23 protein-coding genes are annotated in these 24,912 nt (G+C 65.5%); 5 read left to right on the top strand and 18 right to left on the bottom strand.

Annotation, left to right across the window (positions count from 1 at the left end):
• Positions 1-61: 61 nt before the first annotated feature.
• Entirely contained in the window at positions 62-1,846 is a 1,785-nt protein-coding gene (locus tag DCM79_RS21505) for an acyl-CoA dehydrogenase family protein (RefSeq protein WP_257176237.1), read from the bottom strand.
• Between the two features lie 229 nt (positions 1,847-2,075).
• Here DCM79_RS21505 and DCM79_RS21500 point away from each other — a divergent pair, with 229 nt between their 5' ends.
• Together DCM79_RS21500 and DCM79_RS21495 are read left to right on the top strand one after the other, a co-directional pair.
• Positions 2,076-2,777 (top strand): SDR family NAD(P)-dependent oxidoreductase, encoded by a 702-nt coding sequence (locus DCM79_RS21500; protein ID WP_257176236.1) that lies wholly within the window; start codon positions 2,076-2,078, stop codon positions 2,775-2,777.
• Between the two features lie 122 nt (positions 2,778-2,899).
• Positions 2,900-3,730, top strand: coding sequence for an enoyl-CoA hydratase (locus DCM79_RS21495; RefSeq protein WP_257176235.1), 831 nt, complete (start codon positions 2,900-2,902; stop codon positions 3,728-3,730).
• A 189-nt stretch (positions 3,731-3,919) separates the two neighbouring features.
• On the opposite strand, the gene DCM79_RS21490 is transcribed toward DCM79_RS21495, so the two are convergent.
• A complete protein-coding gene (locus DCM79_RS21490; RefSeq protein ID WP_257176234.1) occupies positions 3,920-4,543 on the bottom strand; it encodes a GNAT family N-acetyltransferase in 624 nt (207 codons plus the stop codon).
• 69 nt (positions 4,544-4,612) lie between these two features.
• Complete coding sequence (locus DCM79_RS21485) at positions 4,613-4,816, bottom strand: DUF1127 domain-containing protein (protein ID WP_257176233.1); 204 nt, start codon at positions 4,814-4,816, stop codon at positions 4,613-4,615.
• Positions 4,817-4,926: 110 nt separating this feature from the next.
• Between DCM79_RS21485 and DCM79_RS21480 the strand changes: the two genes are divergently transcribed.
• Positions 4,927-5,826, top strand: a complete 900-nt coding sequence (locus DCM79_RS21480; RefSeq protein ID WP_257176232.1) for a transcriptional regulator GcvA — start codon at positions 4,927-4,929, stop codon at positions 5,824-5,826.
• A 156-nt stretch (positions 5,827-5,982) separates the two neighbouring features.
• Here DCM79_RS21480 and DCM79_RS21475 read toward each other — a convergent pair whose 3' ends face one another.
• From DCM79_RS21475 to DCM79_RS21465, 3 genes are read right to left on the bottom strand one after another with little or no spacing between them, the layout of a single operon-like run.
• Positions 5,983-6,396, bottom strand: coding sequence for a Rieske (2Fe-2S) protein (locus DCM79_RS21475; RefSeq protein ID WP_257176231.1), 414 nt, complete (start codon positions 6,394-6,396; stop codon positions 5,983-5,985).
• Positions 6,396-7,505: an amidohydrolase family protein gene (locus DCM79_RS21470; protein WP_257176230.1), complete on the bottom strand. Its 1,110-nt coding sequence runs from the start codon at positions 7,503-7,505 to the stop codon at positions 6,396-6,398. The genes DCM79_RS21475 and DCM79_RS21470 overlap by 1 nt, the downstream gene beginning before the upstream one ends.
• Before the next feature lie 25 nt (positions 7,506-7,530).
• Positions 7,531-8,589 (bottom strand): amidohydrolase family protein, encoded by a 1,059-nt coding sequence (locus DCM79_RS21465; RefSeq protein WP_257176229.1) that lies wholly within the window; start codon positions 8,587-8,589, stop codon positions 7,531-7,533.
• A 144-nt stretch (positions 8,590-8,733) separates the two neighbouring features.
• Here DCM79_RS21465 and DCM79_RS21460 point away from each other — a divergent pair, with 144 nt between their 5' ends.
• Positions 8,734-9,216, top strand: coding sequence for a CinA family protein (locus DCM79_RS21460; protein WP_257176228.1), 483 nt, complete (start codon positions 8,734-8,736; stop codon positions 9,214-9,216).
• Between the two features lie 172 nt (positions 9,217-9,388).
• Here the strand turns inward: DCM79_RS21460 and DCM79_RS21455 are convergent, their stop codons facing one another.
• From DCM79_RS21455 to DCM79_RS21400, 12 genes are all read right to left on the bottom strand, one after another.
• Positions 9,389-9,664, bottom strand: a complete 276-nt coding sequence (locus DCM79_RS21455) for a DUF1488 domain-containing protein (protein ID WP_257176227.1) — start codon at positions 9,662-9,664, stop codon at positions 9,389-9,391.
• A gap of 86 nt (positions 9,665-9,750) precedes the next feature.
• Positions 9,751-11,220 carry an AMP nucleosidase gene (locus DCM79_RS21450; RefSeq protein ID WP_257176226.1) on the bottom strand — a complete coding sequence of 490 codons (1,470 nt, stop codon included), beginning with the start codon at positions 11,218-11,220 and terminating at the stop codon, positions 9,751-9,753.
• 206 nt (positions 11,221-11,426) lie between these two features.
• A complete protein-coding gene (locus DCM79_RS21445) occupies positions 11,427-12,761 on the bottom strand; it encodes an HlyD family type I secretion periplasmic adaptor subunit (protein WP_257176225.1) in 1,335 nt (444 codons plus the stop codon).
• Between the two features lie 10 nt (positions 12,762-12,771).
• A complete protein-coding gene (locus DCM79_RS21440; protein WP_257180810.1) occupies positions 12,772-14,520 on the bottom strand; it encodes a type I secretion system permease/ATPase in 1,749 nt (582 codons plus the stop codon).
• Between the two features lie 257 nt (positions 14,521-14,777).
• A complete protein-coding gene (locus tag DCM79_RS21435; RefSeq protein ID WP_028138655.1) occupies positions 14,778-15,047 on the bottom strand; it encodes a GlsB/YeaQ/YmgE family stress response membrane protein in 270 nt (89 codons plus the stop codon).
• A gap of 110 nt (positions 15,048-15,157) precedes the next feature.
• Complete coding sequence (locus DCM79_RS21430; RefSeq protein WP_257176224.1) at positions 15,158-16,135, bottom strand: ABC transporter ATP-binding protein; 978 nt, start codon at positions 16,133-16,135, stop codon at positions 15,158-15,160.
• Entirely contained in the window at positions 16,132-17,547 is a 1,416-nt protein-coding gene (locus DCM79_RS21425; RefSeq protein WP_257176223.1) for an amidase, read from the bottom strand. Before DCM79_RS21425 ends, DCM79_RS21430 begins: the two co-directional genes overlap by 4 nt.
• Positions 17,544-17,741: a hypothetical protein gene (locus DCM79_RS21420; protein ID WP_135164504.1), complete on the bottom strand. Its 198-nt coding sequence runs from the start codon at positions 17,739-17,741 to the stop codon at positions 17,544-17,546. Before DCM79_RS21420 ends, DCM79_RS21425 begins: the two co-directional genes overlap by 4 nt.
• Complete coding sequence (locus DCM79_RS21415) at positions 17,738-18,793, bottom strand: ABC transporter ATP-binding protein (protein WP_257176222.1); 1,056 nt, start codon at positions 18,791-18,793, stop codon at positions 17,738-17,740. The genes DCM79_RS21420 and DCM79_RS21415 overlap by 4 nt, the downstream gene beginning before the upstream one ends.
• 2 nt (positions 18,794-18,795) lie before the next feature.
• Positions 18,796-19,698 carry an ABC transporter permease gene (locus tag DCM79_RS21410; RefSeq protein ID WP_257176221.1) on the bottom strand — a complete coding sequence of 301 codons (903 nt, stop codon included), beginning with the start codon at positions 19,696-19,698 and terminating at the stop codon, positions 18,796-18,798.
• A gap of 210 nt (positions 19,699-19,908) precedes the next feature.
• A complete protein-coding gene (locus DCM79_RS21405) occupies positions 19,909-20,862 on the bottom strand; it encodes an ABC transporter permease (protein WP_024338965.1) in 954 nt (317 codons plus the stop codon).
• A 198-nt stretch (positions 20,863-21,060) separates the two neighbouring features.
• Positions 21,061-22,719 (bottom strand): ABC transporter substrate-binding protein, encoded by a 1,659-nt coding sequence (locus tag DCM79_RS21400; protein ID WP_257176220.1) that lies wholly within the window; start codon positions 22,717-22,719, stop codon positions 21,061-21,063.
• 199 nt (positions 22,720-22,918) lie between these two features.
• On the opposite strand from DCM79_RS21400, the gene DCM79_RS21395 reads away from it, so the two are divergent.
• Positions 22,919-24,514: an ABC transporter substrate-binding protein gene (locus tag DCM79_RS21395; protein WP_257176219.1), complete on the top strand. Its 1,596-nt coding sequence runs from the start codon at positions 22,919-22,921 to the stop codon at positions 24,512-24,514.
• Positions 24,515-24,912 lie beyond the last annotated feature (398 nt).

Here is a 24,912-nt window from a genome sequence, read left to right as displayed (position 1 = left end):
TCGTCGACTCTACAACCTCTCCCGAAGGGAGAGGTGAACTGCGCTCGCTGCAACACTTAGCCTACGCCGCCAGAACCAGTTCGCCAACCTCGCTCATGCTGGCGTCGCGATCCCCAAGCAGCAGCTCAGCAATCCTCGCCTGCGCGGTATTTTCCGTCAGCCGGAACGGGTCGTTCGGCGACACCCTGTGGTCGATGACGAGGCGCGAGAGCAGCAGGCGGCGCGCATCGCCGCGCATGTCGTGGATGCGGTGCGCTTCCCAGGCGAGCGCCACCGCGCTGGCGACATGATAGAGCAGGCTGGTGGCGCGGCGGGCATCCGCCTCGTTCTCGGACTTGCTCGCGACCTCGCGCGCGAAGCTGACGGCGCGATCGGTGAGGCCGCGCAGACGGTCGCGCCAAGCCTGCGGCACCGACGCGCTGTCATCGAGCCGGGCCTGCAGATCGGCCGCAAGCGCGGACTCCGCGCCGTGACGGCCGACCGCGCGCCGGAGCGCATCGATCGCCACGATGTTGCCGGTGCCTTCCCAGACCGAGCCGAGATGGGCATCGCGCAGCAGGCGCGCGGTGGCGAATTCCTCGATATAGCCGATGCCGCCGCGCATCTCGAGCGCATCGCCGCAGACCTTGCGCGCATCGCGCGTGGCGCGGAATTTCAGCGTCGGGGTGAGAATGCGCAGGAGCGCCGCCGCATCCTGGCTGCCGGCTTCGGCGCGGTCGAGCGCGTCGGCGGTGAGAAAGCTCATCGACAGCGCCTGCTCCACCGGCAGCATGATCTTCAACATCTGGCGGCGACCGAGCGGCAGGTCGATGATGCGGCTGCCGAACACCACACGGTTCGTCGCCACCGTCATCGCGTCGTGATAGGCGCGGCGCATCAGCGCGGTGGATTTGACGCCGTTGGACAGGCGCGACGAGTTCACCATCTCGGCCATCTGCACGAAGCCGCGGTCGAGCTTGCCGACCGCGTAGGCGATCGCGCCTTCCAGCTTGATCTCGCCCGAGGCCATCGAACGGGTGCCGAGCTTGTCCTTGAGACGCACGATCCGGTAATTGTTCTGCGCGCCGTCGTCGAGAAAGCGCGGCATCAGGAACAGGCCGACGCCGCGCGTGCCGGGGCCGGCACCTTCAGGACGCGCCAGCAGCATCACGACCTTGGCGTCCGCATTCGAGCAGAACCATTTTTCGCCATAGAGGCGCCAATGGTCGCCCTCCTGCACCGCGCGTGTGGTGAGCGTGCCGACGTCGGAGCCGCCCTCCTTCTCGGTCATGAACTGGCCGCCCTGCGTCAGCTTGCTCATGTCGGTCGAGGTCAGGCCGTCCAGATATTTCGCCTTCAGCGCCTCGCTGCCGAAGTTCGCCAATAGCTTGGCGCAGCCGTCGGTGACGTTGATCGGGCAGCCCATGCCGAATTCGGTCTGGTTGAACAGAAAGGTGAAGGCATGCTTGGCCACCACGGGATATTTATCCGGCCAGCCCATGATGCCCTTGCGGATCGAGAGCGCGTGAATGCCGAACTCGCCGAAGGCGGCGTTCTCCAGCTCACGATAGGCCGGGTGATATTCGATCGACTGCACGTCGCGGCCGAACTTGTCGCGCTGGTGCAGAATGGGCGTGTGCCGGTCGGCAAGCCGCGCGCATTCGTCGAGCCGGCCGCCGGCGAGCGCGCCGAGCCGGTCGAGATGCGGCTCGATGTGGCGAAACAGCGGCTCGGGCAGATGGATGCGCAAGAGATCCGTCAGCGCAGGATCGGCGCGGTAGAAATTCATGCCTGTGGTATCTGGCGCCAGCAGGCCGGATGGCTCGGCCGCGGCGTTGTTCGGCTGTGCTGGGGCCGGCTTGTGCATGATCGTCCTCACTCGTTTCCGCCGTGCGGACATTTTGCGCTGATTTGGCGCTTGCCGCTTGGGATGATGTCGATCATGCTCCAGCCGCGGAGAGCGATAAAGCCGCAAATTGTCAGGCAGGCATGATCGCCGTGGAGGAGCAATTCGCTCTGCGGAATTGTGATCGTGCCGGCTGGTTGTTCGCGTCGGCATGCATAGATCTACGGCTCCCATCCCAAGAGATCACGCCATGGAACATCCGAAATACAAGATCGCCCTCATCGTCGGCGCCGGCGAAGGCCTGAGCGCGTCGCTGGCGCGGCTGCTCTCCGCCCAGAATATTCGCGTGGCGCTGGCCGCGCGCAAGATCGAGAAGCTTGGCGCGCTCTGCAGCGAGACCGGCGCGAAGGCCTATGCCTGCAACGCGGCGGATCCGGAGGAGGTCGAGCGGCTGTTCGGCCTGGTCGAGCGCGAGATCGGCACGCCCGACCTCGTGGTCTACAATGCCAGCGGCCGCACGCGCGGGCCGTTCGTCGATCTCATTCCGGCCGACGTCGCCAACGCGATCGCGGTCAGCGCCTATGGCGGTTTCCTGGTGGCGCAACAGGCCGCAAAACGCATGCTGCCGAACAAGCACGGTGCGATTCTGTTCACGGGCGCTTCGGCCAGCGTCAAGGGCTATGCGCAGTCGGCCTCGTTCGCGATGGGCAAGTTCGCGCTACGCGGACTGGCACAGAGCCTGGCGCGGGAGCTGTCGCCGCAGGGCATTCATGTCGCGCATTTCGTGATCGACGGCGGCATTAGGAGCGCGGCGCGGACGGAGGCCGCGGACAGACCGGATTCGATGCTCGACCCCGATGCGATCGCGCAGAGCTATTGGAACGTCTTGCAGCAGCCGCGCAGCGCCTGGAGCTGGGAGCTGGAGCTGCGGCCCTGGGTGGAGAATTTTTGAGGCGAGCTGCCGAAGGGTGGGCAAAGGCGCAAAGCTCCGTGCCCACTATCTCGGCGAAATTGCGCAAAAGACGTGGGCACGCTCCGCTTTGCCCACCCTACGAGAGAAGGGAGAGAGCGAACATGACCACGGAAACCAGCATCGACACCGGTACCAACGAGCTCCTCTGCGTCATCCGCGACCGCGTCGCCGTCATCACGCTGAACCGGTCGGAGGCGCGCAATTCGCTGTCGGACGCGCTGACGCCGGCGCTGCGCACGATGATCCGGACCTGTGGCGAGGATCGCGACGTCGGTGCGCTGCTGCTCACCGGCGCGGGCGAGGCCTTCTGCGCCGGCGGCAACGTCAAGGGCATGGGTGCGCATCGCGACCCCAAGAAGCTCGAAATGTCCTTCGACGATAAGGTCGCCGATCTCCAGGAGCGGCAGCGGCTGCTGACCGGCGCGCTGGTGTCGGTGCGCAAGCCGACCATCGCCGCCCTGCCCGGCCCCGCGGTCGGTGCCGGCCTTGCCATCGCGATGGCCTGCGACATCCGCATTGCCGCGCGATCGGCCTTCGTCGCCACCGGCTATGCCCGCATCGCGCTGTCGGGCGATTACGGCATCGCTTGGCTGCTGACGCGGCTGGTCGGCACCGCGCGGGCACGCGAATTGATGTTCACCGGCGACCGCGTCGATGCCGCACGGGCTGAAGCGATCGGGCTCGTCAACCGTGTCGTGCCCGACGACAAATTGCAGACGGAGGCGTTCGCGCTGGCCAGATCGCTCGCCGAAGGCCCGCGCCTCGCGCTGCGCTACATGAAGGACAATCTCGACGAGGCCGTGCTGTTCGACTTCGAGACCGCGCGCGACCACGAAGCCGAGCGGCTGGTGCGCCTGACCACGACCGCCGATCACAAGGAGGCGGTGCAGGCCTTCATCGAGAAGCGCAAAGCGGTGTTCACGGGGAAGTAGGCATCCGAAATCTATCACCGTCACCCTGAGGCGGCCGCTTCTTCGGTCCGTAGCCCGGATGGAGCGTAGCGTAATCCGGGGCCGCCGACGGATGTGGCGCGAGTCCCGGATTGCGCTGCGCTCAATCCGGGCTACAAAGGCAAAAAAAGAGCCCGGCTCTGGATAACCAGGCCGGGCTTCTCAGTGGTGTCAGGCCGAGGCTGAGGGGCGTTCGGCCTGACGGGAAAGGGCGGCGAGGCGCCAGCTCGCGCAGGGGATGTCTTTCGGCGCGACCGAGATCTCCTTGCCGAAGCGCACCAGCTTCCAATCGTCGGGATGATTGACGAATGCGAAGCCGGATTTCCGCGCGAGCGAGACCATGGTCTCGTTGGAGCGCAGCGTCTCGCCGAACATGTGCTCGGCACCAAGCGCGGCGGCGCGGCATTCGAGGTTCTTCATCAGCGCGGTGGCGATGCCGTGGCCCTGCCAGCGGTCATGGACCGACAGGCCGAATTCGAGCGTCGCGGTTTCGGCATGCAGCGCGTAGCGCGCCTCGGCGACGATGGTCTCGAAGCCGTCGACCAGCATGGTTGCCACGATCGTGAAGCGCTCGCGATCGCCGATCTGGAGGAAGTCGCGCAGCAACCCTTCCGGCAATTCGCTGACGGCGCCGAAGAAACGGTTGTAGCGCGAGCGGGTCGAGAGCGAGCGGAAATAGTGCTGGAGCTCCTCGGTGTCCCGCGGCTCGACGAAGCGGACGTTGAGCGCCTCGCCGTGCCGGGTGCGCAGCGTGTCCGAATATTGCTTCAGGTCTTCGAGGCGAATGGTGCCCATGACACATGCCCATCCGGGAAAGGGAGCGCCGGCGCCCCTGTGGTCAGGCGACGCCGGCCTGGCGGCCAATCAGGCCCGCCAGAAGGGTTTCTCGGCCTCGAAGGCGATATCGGACCAGGACAGTCCGACGTCCTGGAGATCGCGTGCGGTCCATTGCGTGAGCTCGCGCCGGGTCCGGTAGCGCTCATGCCACACGTGAAGCGTCTCGCCGATCTGCTCGATCAAGCCAGGCGCATGATGATTTGTCATCGAGTTGTGGGTCAAAGTAGACATTTCGAGCTCCTAGAGCTAACTTGACCGCTAATATCTGCTTCCTAGTGCACTGCGACAAACGACAATTTGTACCCTTTCGCATGAAATAACGTCATGTATCCTGCTGCCAAATGACTGCCAGATTGCCGTCCCTGAACGGATTGCGGGCGTTCGAGGCTGCCGCGCGCCATCTCAGCTTCACGCTGGCAGCCAGCGAGCTGAACGTGACGCAGACCGCGATTAGCCATCAGATCCGCAGGCTCGAGGGGGAGCTCGGCATCCGCCTGTTCATCCGGCAGAACCGCGCGCTGGCCCTGACGCCGGAAGCGCGCGACTACCTGCCGGGCGTCCGCGCCGCCTTCAACGACCTGCGGCTTGCGACCGACCGGTTGCTGCGCAAGGACGACGACAAGGTGCTGACGGTCTCGACACTGGCTTCACTCGCCGCGAAATGGCTGCTGCCGCGGCTGAGCGATTTCCAGGAGCAGCATCCCGGTCTTGATGTGCGCATCACCACCTCGACCAGCCTCGTCGACTTCCAGCGCGACAATGTCGATGCCGCGATCCGCTACGGCCGCGGCCAGTGGCCGGGCTTGCGCGCCGATTGGCTGATGGCGGACGAGCTGTTTCCGGTGTGCAGTCCGTCACTGCTGCGCGGCGACAAGCCGCTGCGCCGGCCGGAGGATCTGCGCAACCACGCGCTGCTGCACACTTCGAGCACCAACAGCGACGACTGGCGGCTATGGCTGACCGCGGCGGGCCTGCCGGCCGACATCGCCAGGCATCCCGGCATCACCTTCGACATGATCTTCATGACCATCCAGGCCGCGATCGACGGCATCGGCGTGGCGATGGGGCGGACCTCCTATGTGCAAGACGATATCGCCAAGGGCCGGCTGGTGGTGCCCTTCAAGATCGCGCTGCCGGCCGATGCCGGTTTCTACCTGGTCGCCCCGGAGGGCCGCCGCGAGGCGCCGAAGCTGACCGCGTTCAGGCAGTGGCTGATTGCTGCCACGCAGAATAAAGCCTGAAAAGCAGCGGCTTGCCGTCTTGCTGTCATTCCGGGGCGCGCGTAGCGCGAGCTACGATGCGCAATTGCGCATCAGAGAATCCATTTTGCCGCCGTTCTGCTGTACGATGGATTCCGGGTTCAGCCCTGCGGGCTGCTCCGGAATGACAGCGGGGGGCTACAGCTCCACCACCACGTAATCGCTCTCGACGCTCACCGGGATCGTCTCGGCGACATACGGCCCCTTGACCACGCTCGCGCCGGGCTCGACATGGGCCGGATAGGCCTTCACGCGGAAGCGGCGGGGGTCGCAGTAGGATTGGCCGGTGCGGATGTCGAATTCCCAGCCGTGCCAGGGGCAGCGGATGATCTCGCCGAGCTTGGTGTACTCGATCTCGCCGGGATTGCTGGACTGCGCGAGGCCGATCAGCGGACCCTCGCACAGCGCCGCGCCCTGATGCGGGCAGCGGTTCATCAGGCCGAAATATTCGCCCTTGACGTTGAAGATCGCGATCGGCCGTCCGTCGATCTCGAGGAATTTTCGCGTGCCCGGCGGAAGCTCGTTGACCGGCGCTATGACGTGTCTCGCCATCAGGAAATGCCGTACAGCTTCTTGGCATTGCCGAGATAGAATGCCTCGCGGTTGGCCTCGCTGACGCCCGCCGGCAAGACGCGCGAGGGCTCGTCATAGTCCCAATGCGGATAGTCGGTCGCAAACAAGAGCCGGTCCCAGCCAATCCAGTTGATGACGTCGAACAGGTCCTCGCGCCTTTCAGGGTCTTCCATCGGCTGCGTGGTCCACCACACCTGCTCGCGGATATATTCCGAGGGTGGCCGCTTCACGTGCGGCACCTCGCTGCGCAGGCGCTGCCAGGCCTTGTCGAGCCGCCACGCCAGCGACGGCGCCCAGCCGAATCCGGCCTCGATCATCACCATCTTCAGCTTCGGGAAACGTTCGAACACGCCTTCCAGCACGAGGCTCGCCAGCGCCGATTGCTGGCACTGCGAATGCCCGACCATCTCCTCGATGTAGTAGCTCGGCCAGCCCGACGGCGTAATGGGGTTGCCGCCGAAACCGAAGGCGTGAACGCCGACAGGGAGCCCCGCTTCTTCCGCGGCCTGGTAGATCGGCCAATAGCGGCGCTGGCCGAGTGGCTCGACATTGCGGCTGAGCAGCAGCACCTGCACGAAATTCTTGTCGCCGGCGCGCTCGCGGATCTCGGCGGCGGCCGCGAGGCCGTCCTCGTTGCCGACGACGATCGAGGCCTTCAGCCGCTTGTCCTTGCTGGTCCATTTGTCGATCTGCCAGTCGTTGATCGCCGAGCACAAGGCGGCCGACAGCTCGTGATTGCGGATGCCCTGCCCGGTGTTGAGCGGATTGAGCACGCCCAGCTGCACGTTGTTGGGATCGAGCAGCTGCTTCTGCATGAAGGACAGCGAGGATCCCTGCGGCCCGCCCTCGGGCGGATAGGCATCGCGGCGCGAGGCGTTGGGCTGCGCCTTTGGATAGGGCGGGCCTTCCATCATGCCCTGATAGGCGTGGACGCCGTAGACCTCGAGATGATGCTGCCAGCGTTTGGCGAGATAGGGATAGAGCTCGGTGCGGGTGGCGCGGGCCGGATGGATGTCGCAGTCCGCGATCGCGGTCTTGGCGGTCAGGGGGGACGCGGCTTCTTGGTTCTCGCGGAACTGGATATTCATCGCCTTGCCTCCTCTGGCAGCGGGCTCATTTCAGGCGGGGATAGGTTGCATGCGGATTGTCGATCATGATCTTGCGCACGAGATCGGGGGACAGACCTTCGGGCAGCGCGTCCTGGCCGTCGAATTGCCAGTGCGGATAGTCCGTGGAGAATAGGACCAATTCGTCGGACTGCATATGCTCAAACAGGCGATTTAATGTCGCCTCATCCGGCGGTGCATCAAATGGCTGTAACGAGAAGCGGATGTTGCTGCGCACAATGTCCAGCGGCGCGCGATCGACCCACGGCGTTTCCATCCGCACCCCGCGCCAGAACTTGTGCAGCCGCCAGAGATAGGGCGAGATCCAGGAGACGCCCGACTCCAGCATCACCATTTTCAGGCGCGGATATTTGGCGAACACGCCCTCGACGATCAGGCTGGTGAGCTGGGTCTGGAACGCCTGGGCCTGACCGACATAATCCTCGATGTGATAGGAACCCCATCCCACCGCGGTCGGCGGATTGTGATAGGCGGAACCGGCGTGGATGCCGACCGGAAGTTCCAGCCGCTCCGCGGCCTCGTAGATCGGCCACAGCGCGCGCTTGCCGAGCGGCGTGTCGCCCATCACCAGCATCAGCACCTGCACGAAGCGCCTGTCCTGTGCGCAGCGCTCGATCTCGGCCACGGCTTTCTCGACGCTCTGCGTGGGAATCACGATCGAGCCGCGCAGCCGCGGATCGCGATCGAGCCACTCCGTCACGAGCCAGTCGTTCAACGCACGGCAGAAGGCCGCCTGCATGTCCTCGGAGAACACCATCTGCACGCCGTAGAGCGGATTGCAGATGGCATGCTTGAGCTGGAAGGGATCGAGCACGTGGCGCTGCATGTCCTCCAGGCTCTCGCCGGGCTTGCCTGTCTCGGGACGCCAGTCCGGTCGCGCCGTGATCGGCGACCTCTCGGGATAGGATTGCGAGATGAGGTCGACCATGCCGCGCGTCGTCACCTGATCGCGCCAATAATCGTTCAGGTAGGGCAGCAGGCTGGTCAGATGCGGCACGGCCGGATGCACATCGCAATCCACCCCGCCGGCGATCAGGGACGCCATGACGTCTCCCTTCTCACGTTTCCTCGCTTGTCTTTTCTGTCCCCGCCATTCAATCAGGCCTGCCGGTCGCCCGCAACTCGGCCAAGGCTTCCGGCATATGCTAGGAAGGCGCAGCTCGGTTGCGGGAAACGAGAGGTTCAGGGAATGAAAGAGCTCGTCGGCATTGCGGAACAGATCGCCGCCAAACTGATCGCGCGCAAACAGACCATTGCCGTCGCCGAATCCTCCACCGGCGGCCTGATCGCCGCGAGCCTGCTCGCGGTACCCGGCGCGTCCGCCTATTTCCTCGGCGGCGCGGTGGTCTACACCCGAGACGCCAGGCGCGTGCTGATGGATATTTCGGACGAAGGAATGAGAGGCTTCCGCTCCTCGTCTGAGCCCTACGCACAGCTGCTGGCCGGACAGATGCGAACGCGCTTCGGCAGCGACTGGGGCCTGTCCGAGACCGGCGCAGCCGGCCCCACCGGCAACCGTTACGGCGACGCGGCGGGTCATAGCTGCATGGCGGTTGCAGGGCCTGTGTCGGAGGTGATGACGCTGGAGACGGGGAGCAGCGACCGGCTTGCGAACATGCAGGTGTTCGCTGCGGCCGCGCTGCGGTTGTTGCTGAGGAAGCTGGGGGAGTGACGCTCGGTGCCGCATGTGAGTGAGTTGGCGCCGTCTCACCCCCAACACCACTGTCATCGCCCGGCTTGACCGGGCGATCCAGTACTCCGAGGCGATAGTGATTGAATCGACAGGCCACGGCGTACTGGATTCCCCGCCTTCGCGGGGAATGACGGCGGAGAAAGCGCTACGGCTACCGTCCCAAATGCCGCATGAAGATCCGCACCACATATCCCTGCACCCGTGGCGCTTCATCGTAGACATCCGACGCGATCCGCTCGATGGTCTCGCGCAGCGACAGGAATTGCGCCTGACGCGCGCTGCTTTCGGTGCCTTGCATGCCCGCGAGCTCGTCCATCGCGGCGTCGCTGATCTGGCACTGCACGACCTCGCCGTCGTTCAGCATGGTGAAGCGAAAGGCCAGCCGTTCATGGTCGTGGCCGATGATCCTGTCGCGCGTCAGTGGCATCAAGTCGTCCCGGTCGAGCCCCCCCCCCCCCCGACGGACAATGCTGAAAATCGCTTCGGTTGTCAGCAGCAAAGAGCAACTTCGCCCTACTGGAACGCCACCTCGGCAAAGCTGCGAAGCTTTCGCGAATGCAGGCGCTCCGATTCCTGCTGCTTGAGCCGTTCCAGCGCCTTCAGGCCGATCTCGAGATGTTGGCCGACGCGGCGGCGGTAGAATTCGCTGGCCATGCCGGCGAGCTTGATCTCGCCGTGCAGCGGCTTGTCGGAGACGCACAGCAACGTGCCGTAAGGCACGCGGAAGCGGTAGCCGTTGGCGGCGATCGCGGCCGATTCCATGTCGAGCGCAACGGCGCGCGATTGCGACAGGCGGCGGATCACCTCGGGCCCCGAGATCTCCCAATTGCGGTTATCGACGCTCGCCACCGTCCCCGTCCGCATCAGGCGCTTGAGCTCGAAACCTTCGAGGCCGGTGACGTCCTCGACCGCCTCTTCGAGCGCGACCTGCATCTCGGCCAGCGCCGGAATCGGCACCCACGGCGGCAGCTCGCGGTCGAGCACGTGATCCTCGCGCACATAGCCGTGCGCGAGCACGTAGTCGCCGAGCCGCTGCGTGTTGCGCAGGCCCGCGCAATGGCCGAGCATCAGCCAGGCGTGCGGGCGCAGCACGGCGACGTGGTCGGTGACGTTGCGCGCGTTCGACGGGCCGGTGCCGATATTGATCAGGGTGATGCCGCGATAGCCCGATACGACCAGATGGAAGGCCGGCATCTGCGGCATGCGCGCGGGCGCGATGCCGCTCACCGCGCCGCCGCTCTGCGTGATGATGTTGCCCGGCGCGACAAAGGCATCGAGGCCGGCCTCGCCCGACTGAAGCCGCTGCTGACACGCTTGCGCGAAGGCGTCGACATAGAACTGGTAATTGGTGAAGATCACGAAGTTCTGGAAATATTCGGGATCGGTGCCGGTGTAATGATAGAGCCGGCGCAGCGAGTAATCGACGCGGGCGGCGCGGAACAGCGACAGCGGCTCGGCCGCGCCGGGCCGGAGCTCAAAGGTGCCGTCGGCGATGGAATCGTCGATGGCGGCGAGATCCGGCACGTCGAACGCATCGCGCAGCGATCGCGTCGCGGCCGAATTCTCGCTGGTGGTGATGGCCGCCTCGATATTGATGTCGCGGCGATAAGCGAAATGGATCGGGATCGGCTCGGCCGATTCGCCGATCTCGACGGGCACGCCGTGATTCTGGATCAGCAATCCGATCTGCTCGACGAGATAGCTGCGGAACAGATCCGGCCGCGTCACGCTGGTTTCATGCACGCCGGGCCCGGCGACGAAGCCGTAGGCAAGGCGCGAATCCAGCCTGGCATGCGTCGCAGTGGTGAGACGCACGAAGGGATAGTAGGCCCGCACCCGCGTGGTAACGGCCTCGCCACCGACATAGGCCTCGAACCGCTCGCGCAGGAATTTTGTGTTGCGCTCGTAGATCTCCTCAAGGCGCGCGACGGCGAGGCCCGCGTCGGAGAAGGATTCAGTGGCGATGGAGGGAGGAGATTGCATGGTTCGACCGCCGGGCTATTTGAGCTTGAGCCATACTATAGCAAAGAAGGCGGTGCCGTAGGGTGGGCAAAGCGAAGCGTGCCCACCAATATGCTCATCGTGTGAAAAATCGTGGGCACGGCGCTTTGCGCCTTTGCCCACCCTACCAGACTGGATTTGCTTCGCTACGCTCGAAATGACGGGTGAAAATGACGCGCTTTCGCGCGTCATTTCTCCCTGAACGCGCGCATCAGCTGGTCGTGCAGCGGCTTCATCAGGTAGGACAGCATGGTGCGGTCGCCGGTCTGGACGAAGGCTTCCACGGGCATGCCGGGAATCATCTTGACGTCCCCGAGGCGGGCGATCTCTTCGGCAGGCATCGAGACGCGGATGGTGTAGTAGCTCTGGCCGGTGCGCTGGTCGGTGGTGACGTCGGGCGAGACGCGGCTGACGAGGCCGTTGAGCTCGGGCGTGGTGCGCTGGTTGAACGCGGACAGGCGCAGCAGCGTCTTCTGGCCGATCTGGAGCTTGTCGATGTCGACCGGATTGACCTTGGCCTCGACCTGGAGGTCGTCGGTCTGCGGCACGATCAGCATGAGAGCGTCGCCGGCGGTGACGACGCCGCCGACCGTGTGCACGTTGGATTGCAGCACCATGCCGTCCTGCGGCGCGCGGATGTCGATGCGGCGAAGCTGGTCTTCGGCGGCGACCTTGCGCTCGATCAGCTCGCCGATCTTGTCGTTGGTCTCGCGCAGATCCTTGGAGACTTCGCTCACCACGTCCTTGTCGACCTGGATGATCTGCAGCTCGGTCTCGGTGATCTTGCCCTTGGCCTGGGCGCGCGCGGCGATGTACTGCGCGCGCTCGCCGTTGAGACGCGCCGAGTCGCGTTCGAGCTGGGTCAGGCGCGAAAGCTGCACCAGACGCTTGTCGTAGAGATCGCGCACGCCGGTGAGCTCGTTCTGCACCAGCGCGATCTCCTGATCCTTGGCCTTCTCCTGGGCGCTGAGACCGGCGATCTCCTCGTTGAGCTGGGTGATGCGCTCGCGCAGCTGCGCCTTCTGTCCGGCACGGCCGTTGACGCGGACGTCGAACAGTTTGGTTTCGGCGGAGAGCAGCAGCTTGACGTCGGGATCGCCAGCGCGGTCGAGCAGGGTTTGCGGAAATTCGATCCTGTCTACACCGCGCTGCTCGGCCTGCAACCGGGCTGCGCGCGCCTGCGCGGCATCGAGATTCTTGGTGACGATGGCAAGGTTCGCCCTGGTGACGGTGTCGTCGAGCCGCACCACGATGTCGCCGGCCTTGACCAGGTCGCCGTCGCGGGCGCGCACCTCGCCGACCACGCCGCCGGTCGGATGCTGCACCTTCTTGACGTTGGATTCGACCACGATCTGGCCCGGCGCGATCAGCGCGCCCGAGATCAGCACGGTCGACGCCCAGCCGCCGAGACCGACGACCAGCACCAGCACGATGCCGAGTCCGAGCAGCAGGTGAAACTTGATCGAGTCCCGGACGGTGTTCTTCGCGGCAGGCTTCGGACCGCCGATGGCCATCGTGCTCATGGCTTGGTGCTCATGGTTTGGCCACTCCGCCTTCGCTGACGATCTTGATCGGCGCCGGCGGCGTCGCCCGCGGCTGCAGCACCTGGGCCAGCACCTGTTCCTTCGGGCCGAACGCCTGTATGCGACCGTCGCGCAGAACCAGGATCTGGTCGACCGCCTCGACGCCGATCGGGCGGTGCGCCACCACGACGACGATGGCGCCGCGCTCGCGGGCGGCGCGGACGGCGCGGGTCAGCGCCTCATCGCCTTCGGTGTCGAGGTTGGAGTTCGGCTCGTCGAGCACGATCAGGAACGGATTGCCGTAGAGCGCGCGCGCCAGCGCCACGCGTTGCGCCTGGCCTGCCGAGAGCGCAGTGCCCTGCTCGCCGACTTGCGTGTTGTAGCCCTCGCGCATCTTGATGATCATCTCGTGCACGCCGGCTTCTTTCGCCGCCGCGATGATGGCGTCGGACGTCGCCTCGGGATCGAACCGGCTGATGTTCTGGGCGATGGTGCCGCCGAACAATTCGACGTCCTGCGGCAGATAGCCGATGTGCCGGCCGAGCATGTCGGACGACCATTGATCGAGCGCCGCGCCGTCGAGCCGCACCTTGCCGCGCACCGGCTGCCAGACCCCGACCAGCGCGCGGATCAGCGACGACTTGCCGGAGCCGCTCGGGCCGATCACGCCGAGGCCATTGCCCGCAGTGAGCGTGAAGTTGATGTCCTGCACGATGAGGCGCTGGTCGCCGGGCGGCACCATGGAGACGCCTTCGACCGAGAGCCGGCTGGTGGGCGCCTGCAACTGGGTCGGCATCGCCTGCGCCGGCATCTGCTCCAGCAGGCGGGTCAGGCGCTGCCAGCTCTGGCGCGCGGCGACGAAGGATTTCCAGTGCGCGATGGCGAGGTCGACGGGTGCCAGCGCGCGGGCGGAGAGGATCGAACCGGCGATGATGATGCCGGCGGTCGCCTCCTGGTGGATGACGAGATAGGCGCCGACCGCGAGCACGGCCGATTGCAGCATCATGCGCAGCACCTTGGCGACCGCGCCGAGTCCGCCGGCGACGTCGCTGGCGCGCTGGTTGCCGGCGAGATATTTTTCGTTGGCCTCGCTCCAGCGCTGGTTCATCCGGCCGGCCATGCCCATCGACACCATGACTTCGGCGTTGCGGCGGCTGGCCTGGGCGAGATCGTTGCGCTGGGCGGCAAGGCCCATCGCCTCCTTCGCCGGCTGGCGGGACATGAATTCGGTGACCAGCGTCAGGCCGACCAGGATAATGGCGCCGATCAGCGCGGTGACACCGATCATGACGTGGAAGGCGAAGCAGATGGCGAGGTAGAGCGGCAGCCAGGGCAGATCGAAGAACGCGCTCGGGCCCATGCCGCCGAGGAAGGAGCGGACGTTGTCGAGATCACGCAGCGGCTGCAGACCTTCGTTGCGGCTGCCGACCAGCAGCGGCAGGCGCACGATGGTGTCGAACACGCGCTTGTTGAGCGCCTCGTCCAGCGCGGTGCCGATCCGCCCGAGGATCCGGTTACGGATCATGTCGAGCACGCCCTGCGCCATGTAGAGGAAGCCGGCGAGGATGATCAGGCCGACCAGGGTCGGAATGCTGCGGCTCGGCAGCACCCGGTCGTAGACCTCCAGCATGAAGATCGACCCGGTCAGATAGAGCAGGTTGATCATGCAGCTCATCAGGCCGACGCCGACGAACGCCGTGCGACAGGCGCGCAAGGCGTCACCGAGCTCTGAACGGCGGACGCCGGAGGCTGCCATCAGTCTGGTCTCTTTCTGGTGGGGCCAAAGCCCCTGATTTCACGGGCAATTCAGGCTACGCGTCCCGAATTAACATCATGTTGGCGCTGCGTCCAACGCGGGCCGGTTCATTCAGAACCCCGATGGGCCACATCTACTCCCGACGGCCGGGCACGCAAGCCCGGTATTTCACAGTCTTTGCGGCTTTTTGGTGCAGACGTGGCCGCCCCTCCCCAGGTCTGGAAGAGGCGGCAGTTCCGATCGATCGACCCGGGCTGCTGCTAGAGCCGGCCGCCGCCCCGCACCAGCCGCACCACCAGCAGCAGGATGACCGCACCGATGGCGGAATAGACGATCTCGGAGACCAGGCCCGTGCCGAGGCGGATGCCGAGCCTGGGAAACAGAAGGCTCGCCACCAGCGCACCGCAGATGCCGATCACGATGTCACCGATCAGGCCGAACCCGGCGCCCCGCACGATCTTGCCGGCCAGCCAGCCGGCGACCAGGCCAACGAACAGGATGACGAGCAGGCCTTCGTTGGAAATGTGCATCGGCGCGGTCCCTCTCCTTCAACGCCCGGCATGGAACGGGAACCGGGATGAATGGAGTCTGAATGGCATGAGGCTCGCGCGGCCGCGAGCCTGGTTGATTTCGTCCAAAGCTATGACACCGCTGTGAAGGGCTCCGCCAGCACACATCGTGCCGCCCGCCCCGGGCCGACCTCCACATTCGCAGGCAGCCGCTCCAGGCAACGCGGCTCGGCTAGCTTGCAGCGCGGGGCGAAGGAGCAATTGTGGGGCATTTCGGCCAGCGAGGGCGGCGTGCCGGGGATGGTCTCCAACCGCTGGCCGCGCCTGGCGCCGTGGATGGTGGAGGCAAGCAGGCCTTTGGCGTAGGGATGCATGGGGCTGCGGACGATGTCGCGCAAGCTGCCCTGCTCGACGATCTGGCCGGCATACATCACCGCGACACGGTCGCAGATCTCGATGGCGACGCCGATGTCGTGGGTGACGAAGATCACCGACATGCCGAACTCGCGCTGCAGCTCGCGCAGCAAGAGCAGGATCTGGATTTGCACGGTGGCATCGAGCGCCGTGGTCGGCTCGTCCGCTAGCAGGATTTTTGGCCTACAGGCCAGCGCCAGCGCGATCATCGCGCGCTGGCGCATGCCGCCCGACATCTCATGCGGATAGGCATCCAGCCGCCGCTTCGCCGAGGGGATGCGCACGACCTCGAGCATCTCGAGTGCACGGGCCCTGCCCTCCGCATAGGTCTTACCCTCGTGGCGGACGACGCTTTCGGCGATCTGCGCGCCGATAGTGTAGACCGGATCGAGCGCGAGCGCAGGCTCCTGGAAGATCATCGAGACGGTCTGGCCGCGGAACGACGACAATTGCTCGTCGTTCATGGCGAGCACGTCCTGCCCCATGACGTTGACCTTGCCGGAAATCTGCGTGCGCTTCTTCGGCAACAGCCGCATCAGCGCGCGCAGCGTCACGCTCTTGCCCGAGCCGGACTCGCCGAGCAGGCCGAGCACCTCGCCATCACCCAGCGACAGGCTGAGGTCGTTCACGGCATAGACCGTGCGCTCGCCGGTGAAACGGATGTTGAGGCCGGAAATCTCGACGAGCTTGGTCATGACGGCAGTTTCGGCAATCGATCATGATAATCGGTGACGCGCTGGAAGGCGGCGCCGATGGTGAGCAGGGTCGCCTCGTGGAAGGAGCGGCCGATCAGCTGCATGCCGACCGGCAGGCCGCTCCTGGTGAAGCCGGAGGGCACCGTGAGCGACGGCAGGCCGAGGAAGTTCACCGGGCGGGTGAACAGCGTCAGCCGTTGCAGCAGCGCCGGCGCGTTCGGGCCGCCGCCGACATCGCTCTCCTCGATCGTCGGCGCCGGCACCGGCGAAGCCGGCGCGATCACCGCGTCGACCCCGGCGGTCGCCGCGTTATGCGCAGCCAGTGCCGGCCCACGCCAGCGCATCGCCTCCAGGTAGGTGATGGCGGGAACGGCGAGGCCGTTCTGAAGCCGCATCAGCACCTGCGGGCCATAATCCTGCGGGCGCTCGATCATCCAGCGTTTGTGGAAGGCGGCAGCTTCCGCGGCGAGCACGAGCTGGCTCGCCGAGGACAATTGCCGCTGATCCGGCAGCTCGACCTTGACGATCTCGGCCCCCTCGCGCTTGAGCACCGCGATGGTCTCGTCCAGCACGCGCGCGACCTCGGCGTCGAGATCGTCGACGTAGAACGAGGCGGGCACGCCGATCTTGAGGCCTTTTAGCGAGCCCTTGGTGGCGGCGACGTAATCCGACAACGGCTCTTGGCTGCATGTCGAGTCGGCGGGATCGGGGCCGGCCATCAGTGCCAGCAACAGCGCGCAATCTTCGGCGGTGCGGGCCAGCGGACCGACCGTGTCGAGCGATTGCGACAGCGGCATAGCGCCGGCGCGGCTGACCCGGCCGACCGTGGTCTTCAGCCCCGTCACGCCACAGAAATGCGCGGGCATCCGGATCGAGCCGCCGGTGTCGGAACCGAGCGCGGCATAGGTCAGCCGCGCCGCGACCGCCGAGCCGGAGCCCGACGACGAGCCGCCGGTGATGTGGGCGACGTTCCAGGGATTGCGCACCGGGCCATAATGGGCGTTGTGGCCGGTCGGGCCATAGGCGAATTCGGCCAGGTGCAGCGTGCCGAGGCGGACCTGGCCGGCATCCTTGAGCCGTTGCAAGGCGGTGGAGGTCACTGATGGCACGAAGTCGCGGCGGATCAGCGAGCCGCAGGTCGCGACATGGCCGGCGTCATAGTACATGTCCTTGTGCGCGAGCGGCACGCCGTGCAGCGGACCGCGGACCTTGCCCGCGGCGAGCTCGGCATCGGCGGCATCGGCCGCCTTCAGCGCGGATTCTGCCTCAATCAACATGAAGGCGTTGAGATGCGGTTGCCATTGCGCGATGCGGTTGAGCAACGCGCGCGTCGCCTCATGCGAGGACAGCTGCTTCATCGCGATCGCACGCGCGACCTCGGTGAGCGTCATCAGTGCGGGCTCAAGGCTCATTTCGACACCTTCTGCGTCTGCACGATCGGATAGAGCGCGGGCTCGAGATCGAACGGCAGCGTACCCGCGATGGTCGCGAAGCCTTCGAAGGCAGGTCCGATGGAGTTGGAGATGCGGGTTGCGATCTCGTCATCCACGGGCACGCCGGCGATTTGCGCGATGGGCTTGATCTCTTTCGGTGTCGGTCTCGTCATGCGATCATCTCCCTGGGCGCGCGGCTATGGCCAGAACCAGGAATCGCCATATAACACGCGGCCTCGTGGCCCATCTTATCCAGCGCTGTCAGCTTTGGTGTCGCATTTGCGCAGAGCGGCTCCGCAAACGGACAACGGGTGTGGAAGCGGCAGCCCGGGGGGGGGTCGATCGGGTTCGGCGGATCACCCGTGATCGGCGGCGTCTCGGTGCGCCTGTCGGGGTCTGAGGACGGCATCGCGGCCAGCAATGCGCGGGTGTAGGGATGCGCCGGACGATCCCAGACCTGGTCGACCGGGCCGAGCTCGACCACCTCGCCGAGATACATCACCAGGACGCGATCCGAGATGTAACGGACGACGTTGAGGTCGTGGCTGATGAAGAGATAAGTCAGGCCGAATTCGCGCTTGAGGTCGACAAGCAGATTGAGCACCTGCGCCTCGACGGATTTGTCGAGCGCGGAGACGGCTTCATCCAGGATCACCAGCCGCGGCGACAGCGCCAGGGCACGCGCGATGTTGACCCGCTGGCGCTGGCCGCCGGAAATCTCGTGCGGGTAGCGATTGGCGAAGGTCTCGGAGCGCAGTCCGACCTTGCCGAGCAGCTCGCGCGCGAGGGTGCGCGCCGCGCCATCGGCCATGCCGTGCACCTTGGGGCCGAAGGCGATCGACTCCTCGATCGTGAGTCGCGGGTTGAGCGAGGCGTAGGAATCCTGGAACACCATCTGCATGCCGCGGCGCAGCTCGCGCAGGCTCAGCGATTGTCCCACGGTCATGCCGTCATAGACGATGTCGCCGGTATCGCGCGGCATCAGATGCATCAAGAGCCGCGCGGTGGTGGACTTGCCGCAGCCGGATTCACCGACGATGCCGACGGTCTCCCCCTTGGCAACGGCAAAGGAGACGTTGTCGACGGCACGCACGGTGCGCCTGGCAGCGAACAGCCCGCCCCGCACCGGGAAGTGCTTGGTCAGGCCGTTGACCTGCAGCAGCGGCTGCGCGACGCCGCCGACGTCCTCGACCGGCTCGAGCATGGCAATGTTGGTCTCGCTCATGGCTAGTTCCTGATGTCCATGGCGCTGCGCAGGCCGTCCGAGAGCAGATTGAAGCAGATCGAGACCGCGAAGATCATCGCGCCGGGCAGGGCTGCGACCCAGGGATTGACGTAGATCGCGGTGCGCAGGGTATTGAGCATCAGGCCCCATTCCGGCTCCGGCGGCTTGGTGCCGAGGCCGAGGAAGGAGAGACCGGCGGCGAGAATCATCGAGACCGAGATCAGGCTGGTGGCATAGACGAAGATCGCGCCGAGCACGTTGCCGAGGATGTGCACGCGCATGATGGTGAAGGGCCCCGCGCCGGAGGCGCGCGCGGCCTCGACGAAATCCATGTTGCGTACGCCCGTGGTGACACTCTCGGCGACGCGGGTGATCTGCGGCACGAACACGACGGTGAGCGACACGATCGAGTTGAGGATGCCGGCGCCCAGTGCGCCGGAGATCGCGATCGCCAGCAGCACGGAGGGGAATGCATAGAACACGTCGACCGTGCGCATGATCGCGGTGTTGAGCTTGCCGCCGACATAACCGGCAATGAGGCCGAGCGAGGTGCCAATGCCGAAGGCGAGGATCACCGGCAGGATGCCGATCACCAGCGACAGCCGGCCGCCATAGACCAGCCGCGCCAGCATGTCGCGGCCGAGCTCGTCGGTGCCGAGCGGATAACCAGGCGTGCCGATGTGACGGAGGCGGCGGATCATCGAGCCCTTGTAGGGATCTTCGAGGCCGAGCCAGGGCGCGAGGATCGCCGAGAGGAAGATCAGCAGCAGCACCAGCGCGCAGGCCATGCTGACCTTGTCGCGCCGGATGCGGCGGCCGACGGTCGCCCAATAGCCGCGTGCCTTGGTCGCGGGCGCAGCCTGGAGCGCGGCGTCGGCGGTGGCGGAGAGGGGAAGCTCGCTCATCGGCTGGCTCCCGTTGCGTATGGATGTGGTCGGTGGAAGCCCGGAAGGCGGTGCACCTCTCCCGCTTGCGGGAGAGGTCGGCGCAACGCGCCGGGTGAGGGCTTTCTCCTCTTGGGGGTTCTCGATTGCGGAGACACCCTCTCCCCAACCCTCCCCCGCTCGCGGGGGAGGGAGCGCACCATTTGCGTGGCGTCGGCCAGGTTCATCCCGTCAGCCCCGCTTGATGCGCGGGTCGATCGCGGCTTGGGCGATATCGACCAGGAGATTGAGGAAGACGAAGAACAGCGCCAGGATCAGGATCGTGCCCTGCAGCAGCGGCAGGTCGCGCTGGAAGATCGCGGAATTCAGCAGGAAGCCCGAGCCCGGCCAGGAGAACACGGTCTCGATCAGGATCGAGCCGCCGAGCATGTAGCCGAGCTGGAGCCCCATGACCGCCAGCGCGGTCGGTGCGGCGTTCTTGATGACGTGGCGGAACACGCCGGTTTCGCGCAAGCCCTTGGCACGCAGGGCCTCGACGAAATCCTGGCTCAGGATGTCGCCGGTGAGCGCGCGCACGGTGCGGGTGACGATACCCATGGGAATCACCGACGTCGTGATCGCCGGCAGCACCAGATATTTCAGATGCGCCCAGTCCCAGGCCCAGGAATTGGAGCCGCTGGGGCCGGCGCCGACCGCGGGCAGCCAGTTCAGCTGCACCGAGAAGATGATGACGAGCAGCATGCCGAGCCAGTAATGCGGCACCGAGACGCCGGCGATGGCGAAGGAGGTCGCGACCTTGTCGATCCAGGTCTCGCGGAAATAGCCGGCGATCAAGCCGAGCAGGATGCCCATGGTGAAGCCGATGATGGCGGCCGCGATCGCCAGCGTGACGGTGTTGCCGACCGCGCGCATGACCTCGGCGAGCACGGGGCGTCCCGTCGCGATGGAATTGCCGAGATCGCCATGCAGGGCACGAAGCAGCCAAAGCCCGAACTGCACCGGCAACGGGCGGTCAAAGCCATAGGCGGTGCGCAGCTGCGCGGCGAGCTCCTGCGAGGCATCGGCCGGCAGCACGGCAACGAGCGGATCGCCCGGCGTGATGTGCACGAGCAGGAAGCACACCAGCGCGACGCTGATGACGATCGGGACGACATAGACGATGCGTCGGGCGATATAGGCGAGCACGGCGGGTTTCTTTTTTCCCTTCTCCCCTTGTGGGAGAAGGTGGCGCGAAGCGCCGGATGAGGGGTATCGATCCGCGGCTGCAGTCATCTCAAACGAGCGAGAGTCTCTCCGCGGAGAGATACCCCTCACCCGGCTTCGCTTCGCGAAGCCACCCTCTCCCACAAGGGGAGAGGGTGCACCGAGTGCGCCGCTAGCGCCTCACTGCTTGATCGACACCGGCGAGAAGTCGATGAACCAGCTCTTCGGCTGCACGACGCCTGTCACCTTCGGGCTCATGGCGCGCGGGCCGACGTCGTGGGCGACGTAGAGGAAGGCGGCATCGTCGACGGAGGCCGCGTGCAGCTCGGCGAGCGCGGCGTCGCGCGCGGCGGGGTCGAAGGTCTGACGCGCCTTCTTCACCAGCTCGTCGAACTTGGGGTTGTTGATGAAGCCCCAATTGTTCGAGACCGGCGGCGCCATGCCCGATTGCAGGAAGCGCACCAGCGCGAAGAACGGATCCATCGCGGCATAGGTAACGTTGGTGGCGTTCGAGCCGTTGGCGCTGGGATCCTTGGCGCCGCGGCGCCAGTTGGTGAACAGCGTATTCCACTCGATGACGTCGAGCTTGACGTCGAAATAGCATTCGGCCAGCGCCTGCTGCAGATATTCGTTCATCGCCAGCGGCTGCATCTGTCCCGAGCCCGACGCGGAAGTCTGCGTCTTGACCGTCAGCTTCTTGTTCGGACCAAAGCCCGCTTCCTGCATCAGCTTCTGGGCGGCGGCCTTGTCATATTTGATCTCGAAGGTCGGCTTGCCGCGCCAGGGATGGCCGGGCTCGAAGGTGCCGGTCGCCGGCACCATCAGGCCGGCAAGCAGGCCGTCCTTGAGGCCTTCGCGGTCGATGCAGAGGTTCGCGGCCTTGCGCACGCGGATGTCGTTCCAGGGCGAGCCTTCGACGCGCGAGAACTGCCAGGGCCAGACATGCGGCTGCTCGTTGGCGTAGAGCTTGAAGCCCCGCTGCTTCAATTCGGGAATCGCGTCCGGCGCCGGTGCCTCGACCCAATCGACCTGGCCGGAGAGCAGCGCCGCGGTGCGCGCGTTCGCTTCCGGCATCGGCAGCAGCACCATCTTGTCGACCTTGGGCACGCGTGCCTTGTCCCAATAGCTCGCGTTCTTCACCAGTTCGAGCCGTTCGCGCGGCGTGAAGCTCGCCATCTTCCACGGACCGGTGCCTGCAGCGTCCCTGGCAAACGCCGTCCATGCGGCTTGCGACTTCGCCTTGGCGTCGGCGCCTTCGGCCTTGTCGTAGAAGTGCTGCCACTTCGCCGGGCTCGCCATGAACAGATTGGTGAGGTTGATCGGCAGGAAGCTGTCGGGCTCCTTGGTGGTGAGCTCGACCGTCATGTCGTCGATCTTCTTCGCCGACGCCAGCGTCGGCATGCGCGAGGCCGTGACGCCGACCTGGCTGGCGTCGAATTGCGGCGCATCCTGCTTCAGCACCTTCTCGACGTTCCATACCACGGCGTCCGCGTTGAACGGCGAGCCGTCGTGGAAGGTCACGCCGGGGCGCAGCTTGAAGATCCACTTGGTCTTGTCGGCATCGTCGACCTTCCACTCGGTGGCAAGGCCGGGGATCACCACGCTTGCCTTGTCGGCAGAAGACAGGTCCCAACCGGTGAGCGCGTCGTACATGGTGAGGCCGGTGAAGCGATTGCCTTCAAAGCCCTGATCAGGCTGGCCCAGCGTGCGCGGAATATCGGCAGCAGTCATGCCGATGCGCAGCACGGTCTCCGCGCTGGCCACGCGCGGCCAGGCGGCCGCCGTCGTTAGAGCGAGCACCGCGATCAATGCCGCGCGTGTGTTCTTCTGAGTAAGCATCGCCTCAATCCTTTTCCGGCTTCGATGACTATTTTTGATGCAATCGTATGCAATGGCTATGCCAAAGAGAAACTTATTCTGCAATTTGGCCCTGCGACGACAAGTCCTTGTAGGCATTACGCAGGTGCACGCGTCGCCCTGCCTATTCTGGCATCAAGATTGCAGGTTTGGTCTCGAAATCCCCTGGGAGCTCTGGACCATGCGTCTTCGTCTGTCGATTTGTCTCGCCGTGCTTGCGCTGGCGTTGTCCGCAATCTCGGCGCGCGCCGAAACCGTGCTGCGCTACGGCATCTCGATGGCGGACATCCCGCTGACCACGGGTCAACCCGATCGCGGCGCCGGCGCCTACCAGTTCACGGCCTACACGATCTACGACCCGCTGGTGGCCTGGGAGATGGACGTCGCCGATCGACCCGGCAAGCTGGTGCCGGGGCTCGCGACCGAGTGGAAGGTGGATGACGCCGACAAGACCAAATGGCGCTTTACGCTTCGCAAGGGCGTCAAGTTTCACGACGGCAGCGAGTTCAATGCCGATGCGGTGATCTGGAATCTGGACAAGGTGCTCAACGACAAGGCGCCGCAATTCGACAAGCGGCAGAGCGCGCAGGTGAAGACCCGCCTGCCCTCGGTCGCGAGCTATGCCAAGATCGACGACTTCACGGTGGAGATCACCACCAAGACGGTCGATTCCTTCTTTCCCTATCAGATGCTGTGGTTCCTGGTGTCGAGCCCCGCGCAATACGACAAGCTCGGCAAGGATTGGGACAAGTTCGCCAGCCAGCCTTCCGGCACCGGCCCGTTCAAATTGACGAAGCTGGTGCCGCGAGAGCTCGCAGAACTCAGCAAGAACCCCGACTACTGGAACAAGAAGCGCATCCCGAAGGCCGACAAGATCGTGCTGGTGCCGATGCCGGAGGCGCTGACGCGCACCAATGCGCTGCTGGCGGGCCAGGTCGATCTGATCGAGACGCCGGCACCGGACGCGGTGCCGCAACTCAAGGCCGCCGGCATGAAGCTCGTCGACAACGTCACGCCGCATGTCTGGAACTATCACCTGTCGGTGCTGCCGGGCTCGCCCTGGACCGACATCCGCCTGCGCAAGGCGCTGAACCTCGCGATCGATCGCGATGGGGTGGTCGGGCTGATGAACGGCCTCGCAAAACCCGCCAAAGGCCAGGTCGATCCGTCCAGCCCGTGGTTCGGCAAGCCGGCCTTCGAGCTGAAATACGATCTCGCCGCGGCGAAGAAGCTGGTCGAGGAAGCCGGCTACTCCAAGACCAAGCCGCTGAAGGCCACCTTCATCATCGCGCAGGGCGGCACCGGCCAGATGCTGTCGCTGCCGATGAACGAATTCCTGCAGCAGAGCTTCAAGGAGATCGGCATCGAGATCGATTTCAAGGTCGTCGAGCTCGAGACGCTCTACACGCATTGGCGCAAGGGCGCGGCCGACGAGATGAATGCCGGCATCACCGCCAACAACATCGCCTACGTCACCTCGGACCCGCTCTACGCCATTGTCCGCTTCTTCCATTCGGGGCAGATCGCGCCCGTGGGCGTCAACTGGGGCGGCTACAAGAACCCCAAGGTCGACGCGCTGATCGACGAGGCCAAGCAGACGTTCGATTCCACCAAGCAGGACGAGCTGCTGGCGCAGGCGCACGCCCTGATCGTCGACGATGCCACGCTGGTCTGGGTCGTCCACGACACCAACCCGCACGCGCTGTCGCCGAAGGTGAAGCAGTTCGTGCAGGCCCAGCACTGGTTTCAGGATCTGACGACGATCGGGATGGAGTGAGGGCGGCAAACGCCGCTGCCGTAGGTTGGGCAAAGCGCTGCGTGCCCACCAATTCAACATTGCAGAGTAAGACCGTGGGCACGGCGCTGACGCGCCTTTGCCCACCCTACAAGAGCTGACGACGATCGGGATGGCGTGAAGGCGGCAAACGCCGCTGCCGTAGGACCTCCTAGCCTTGGTCAAGAGCTTTCGTGCCTTGGTGAACCAGGGTAGCGCGGTGCTCACCGCAGTCCAGGACGCTTCGCGCCGGCTACGCCGGTGCCGATGGCATCCTGGACAGCGGCTGCCGGAAATACTGCGGCGAAAGGGCGGGCCGTGCGTACGGCAAAACCGTGTGGTCCTGGCCGTCGTTGCTACGGTCAAGCTTCCGCGGAGGTGCGAGCGAGCCCAACCGGGCG

This window comes from Bradyrhizobium sp. WBOS07, assembly GCF_024585165.1.
GTDB classification, from domain to species: Bacteria; Pseudomonadota; Alphaproteobacteria; order Rhizobiales; family Xanthobacteraceae; genus Bradyrhizobium; species Bradyrhizobium japonicum_B.
The sequence above is the reverse complement of the archived record's forward strand: the minus strand, read 5'-3'. Positions and strand labels throughout refer to the sequence as shown.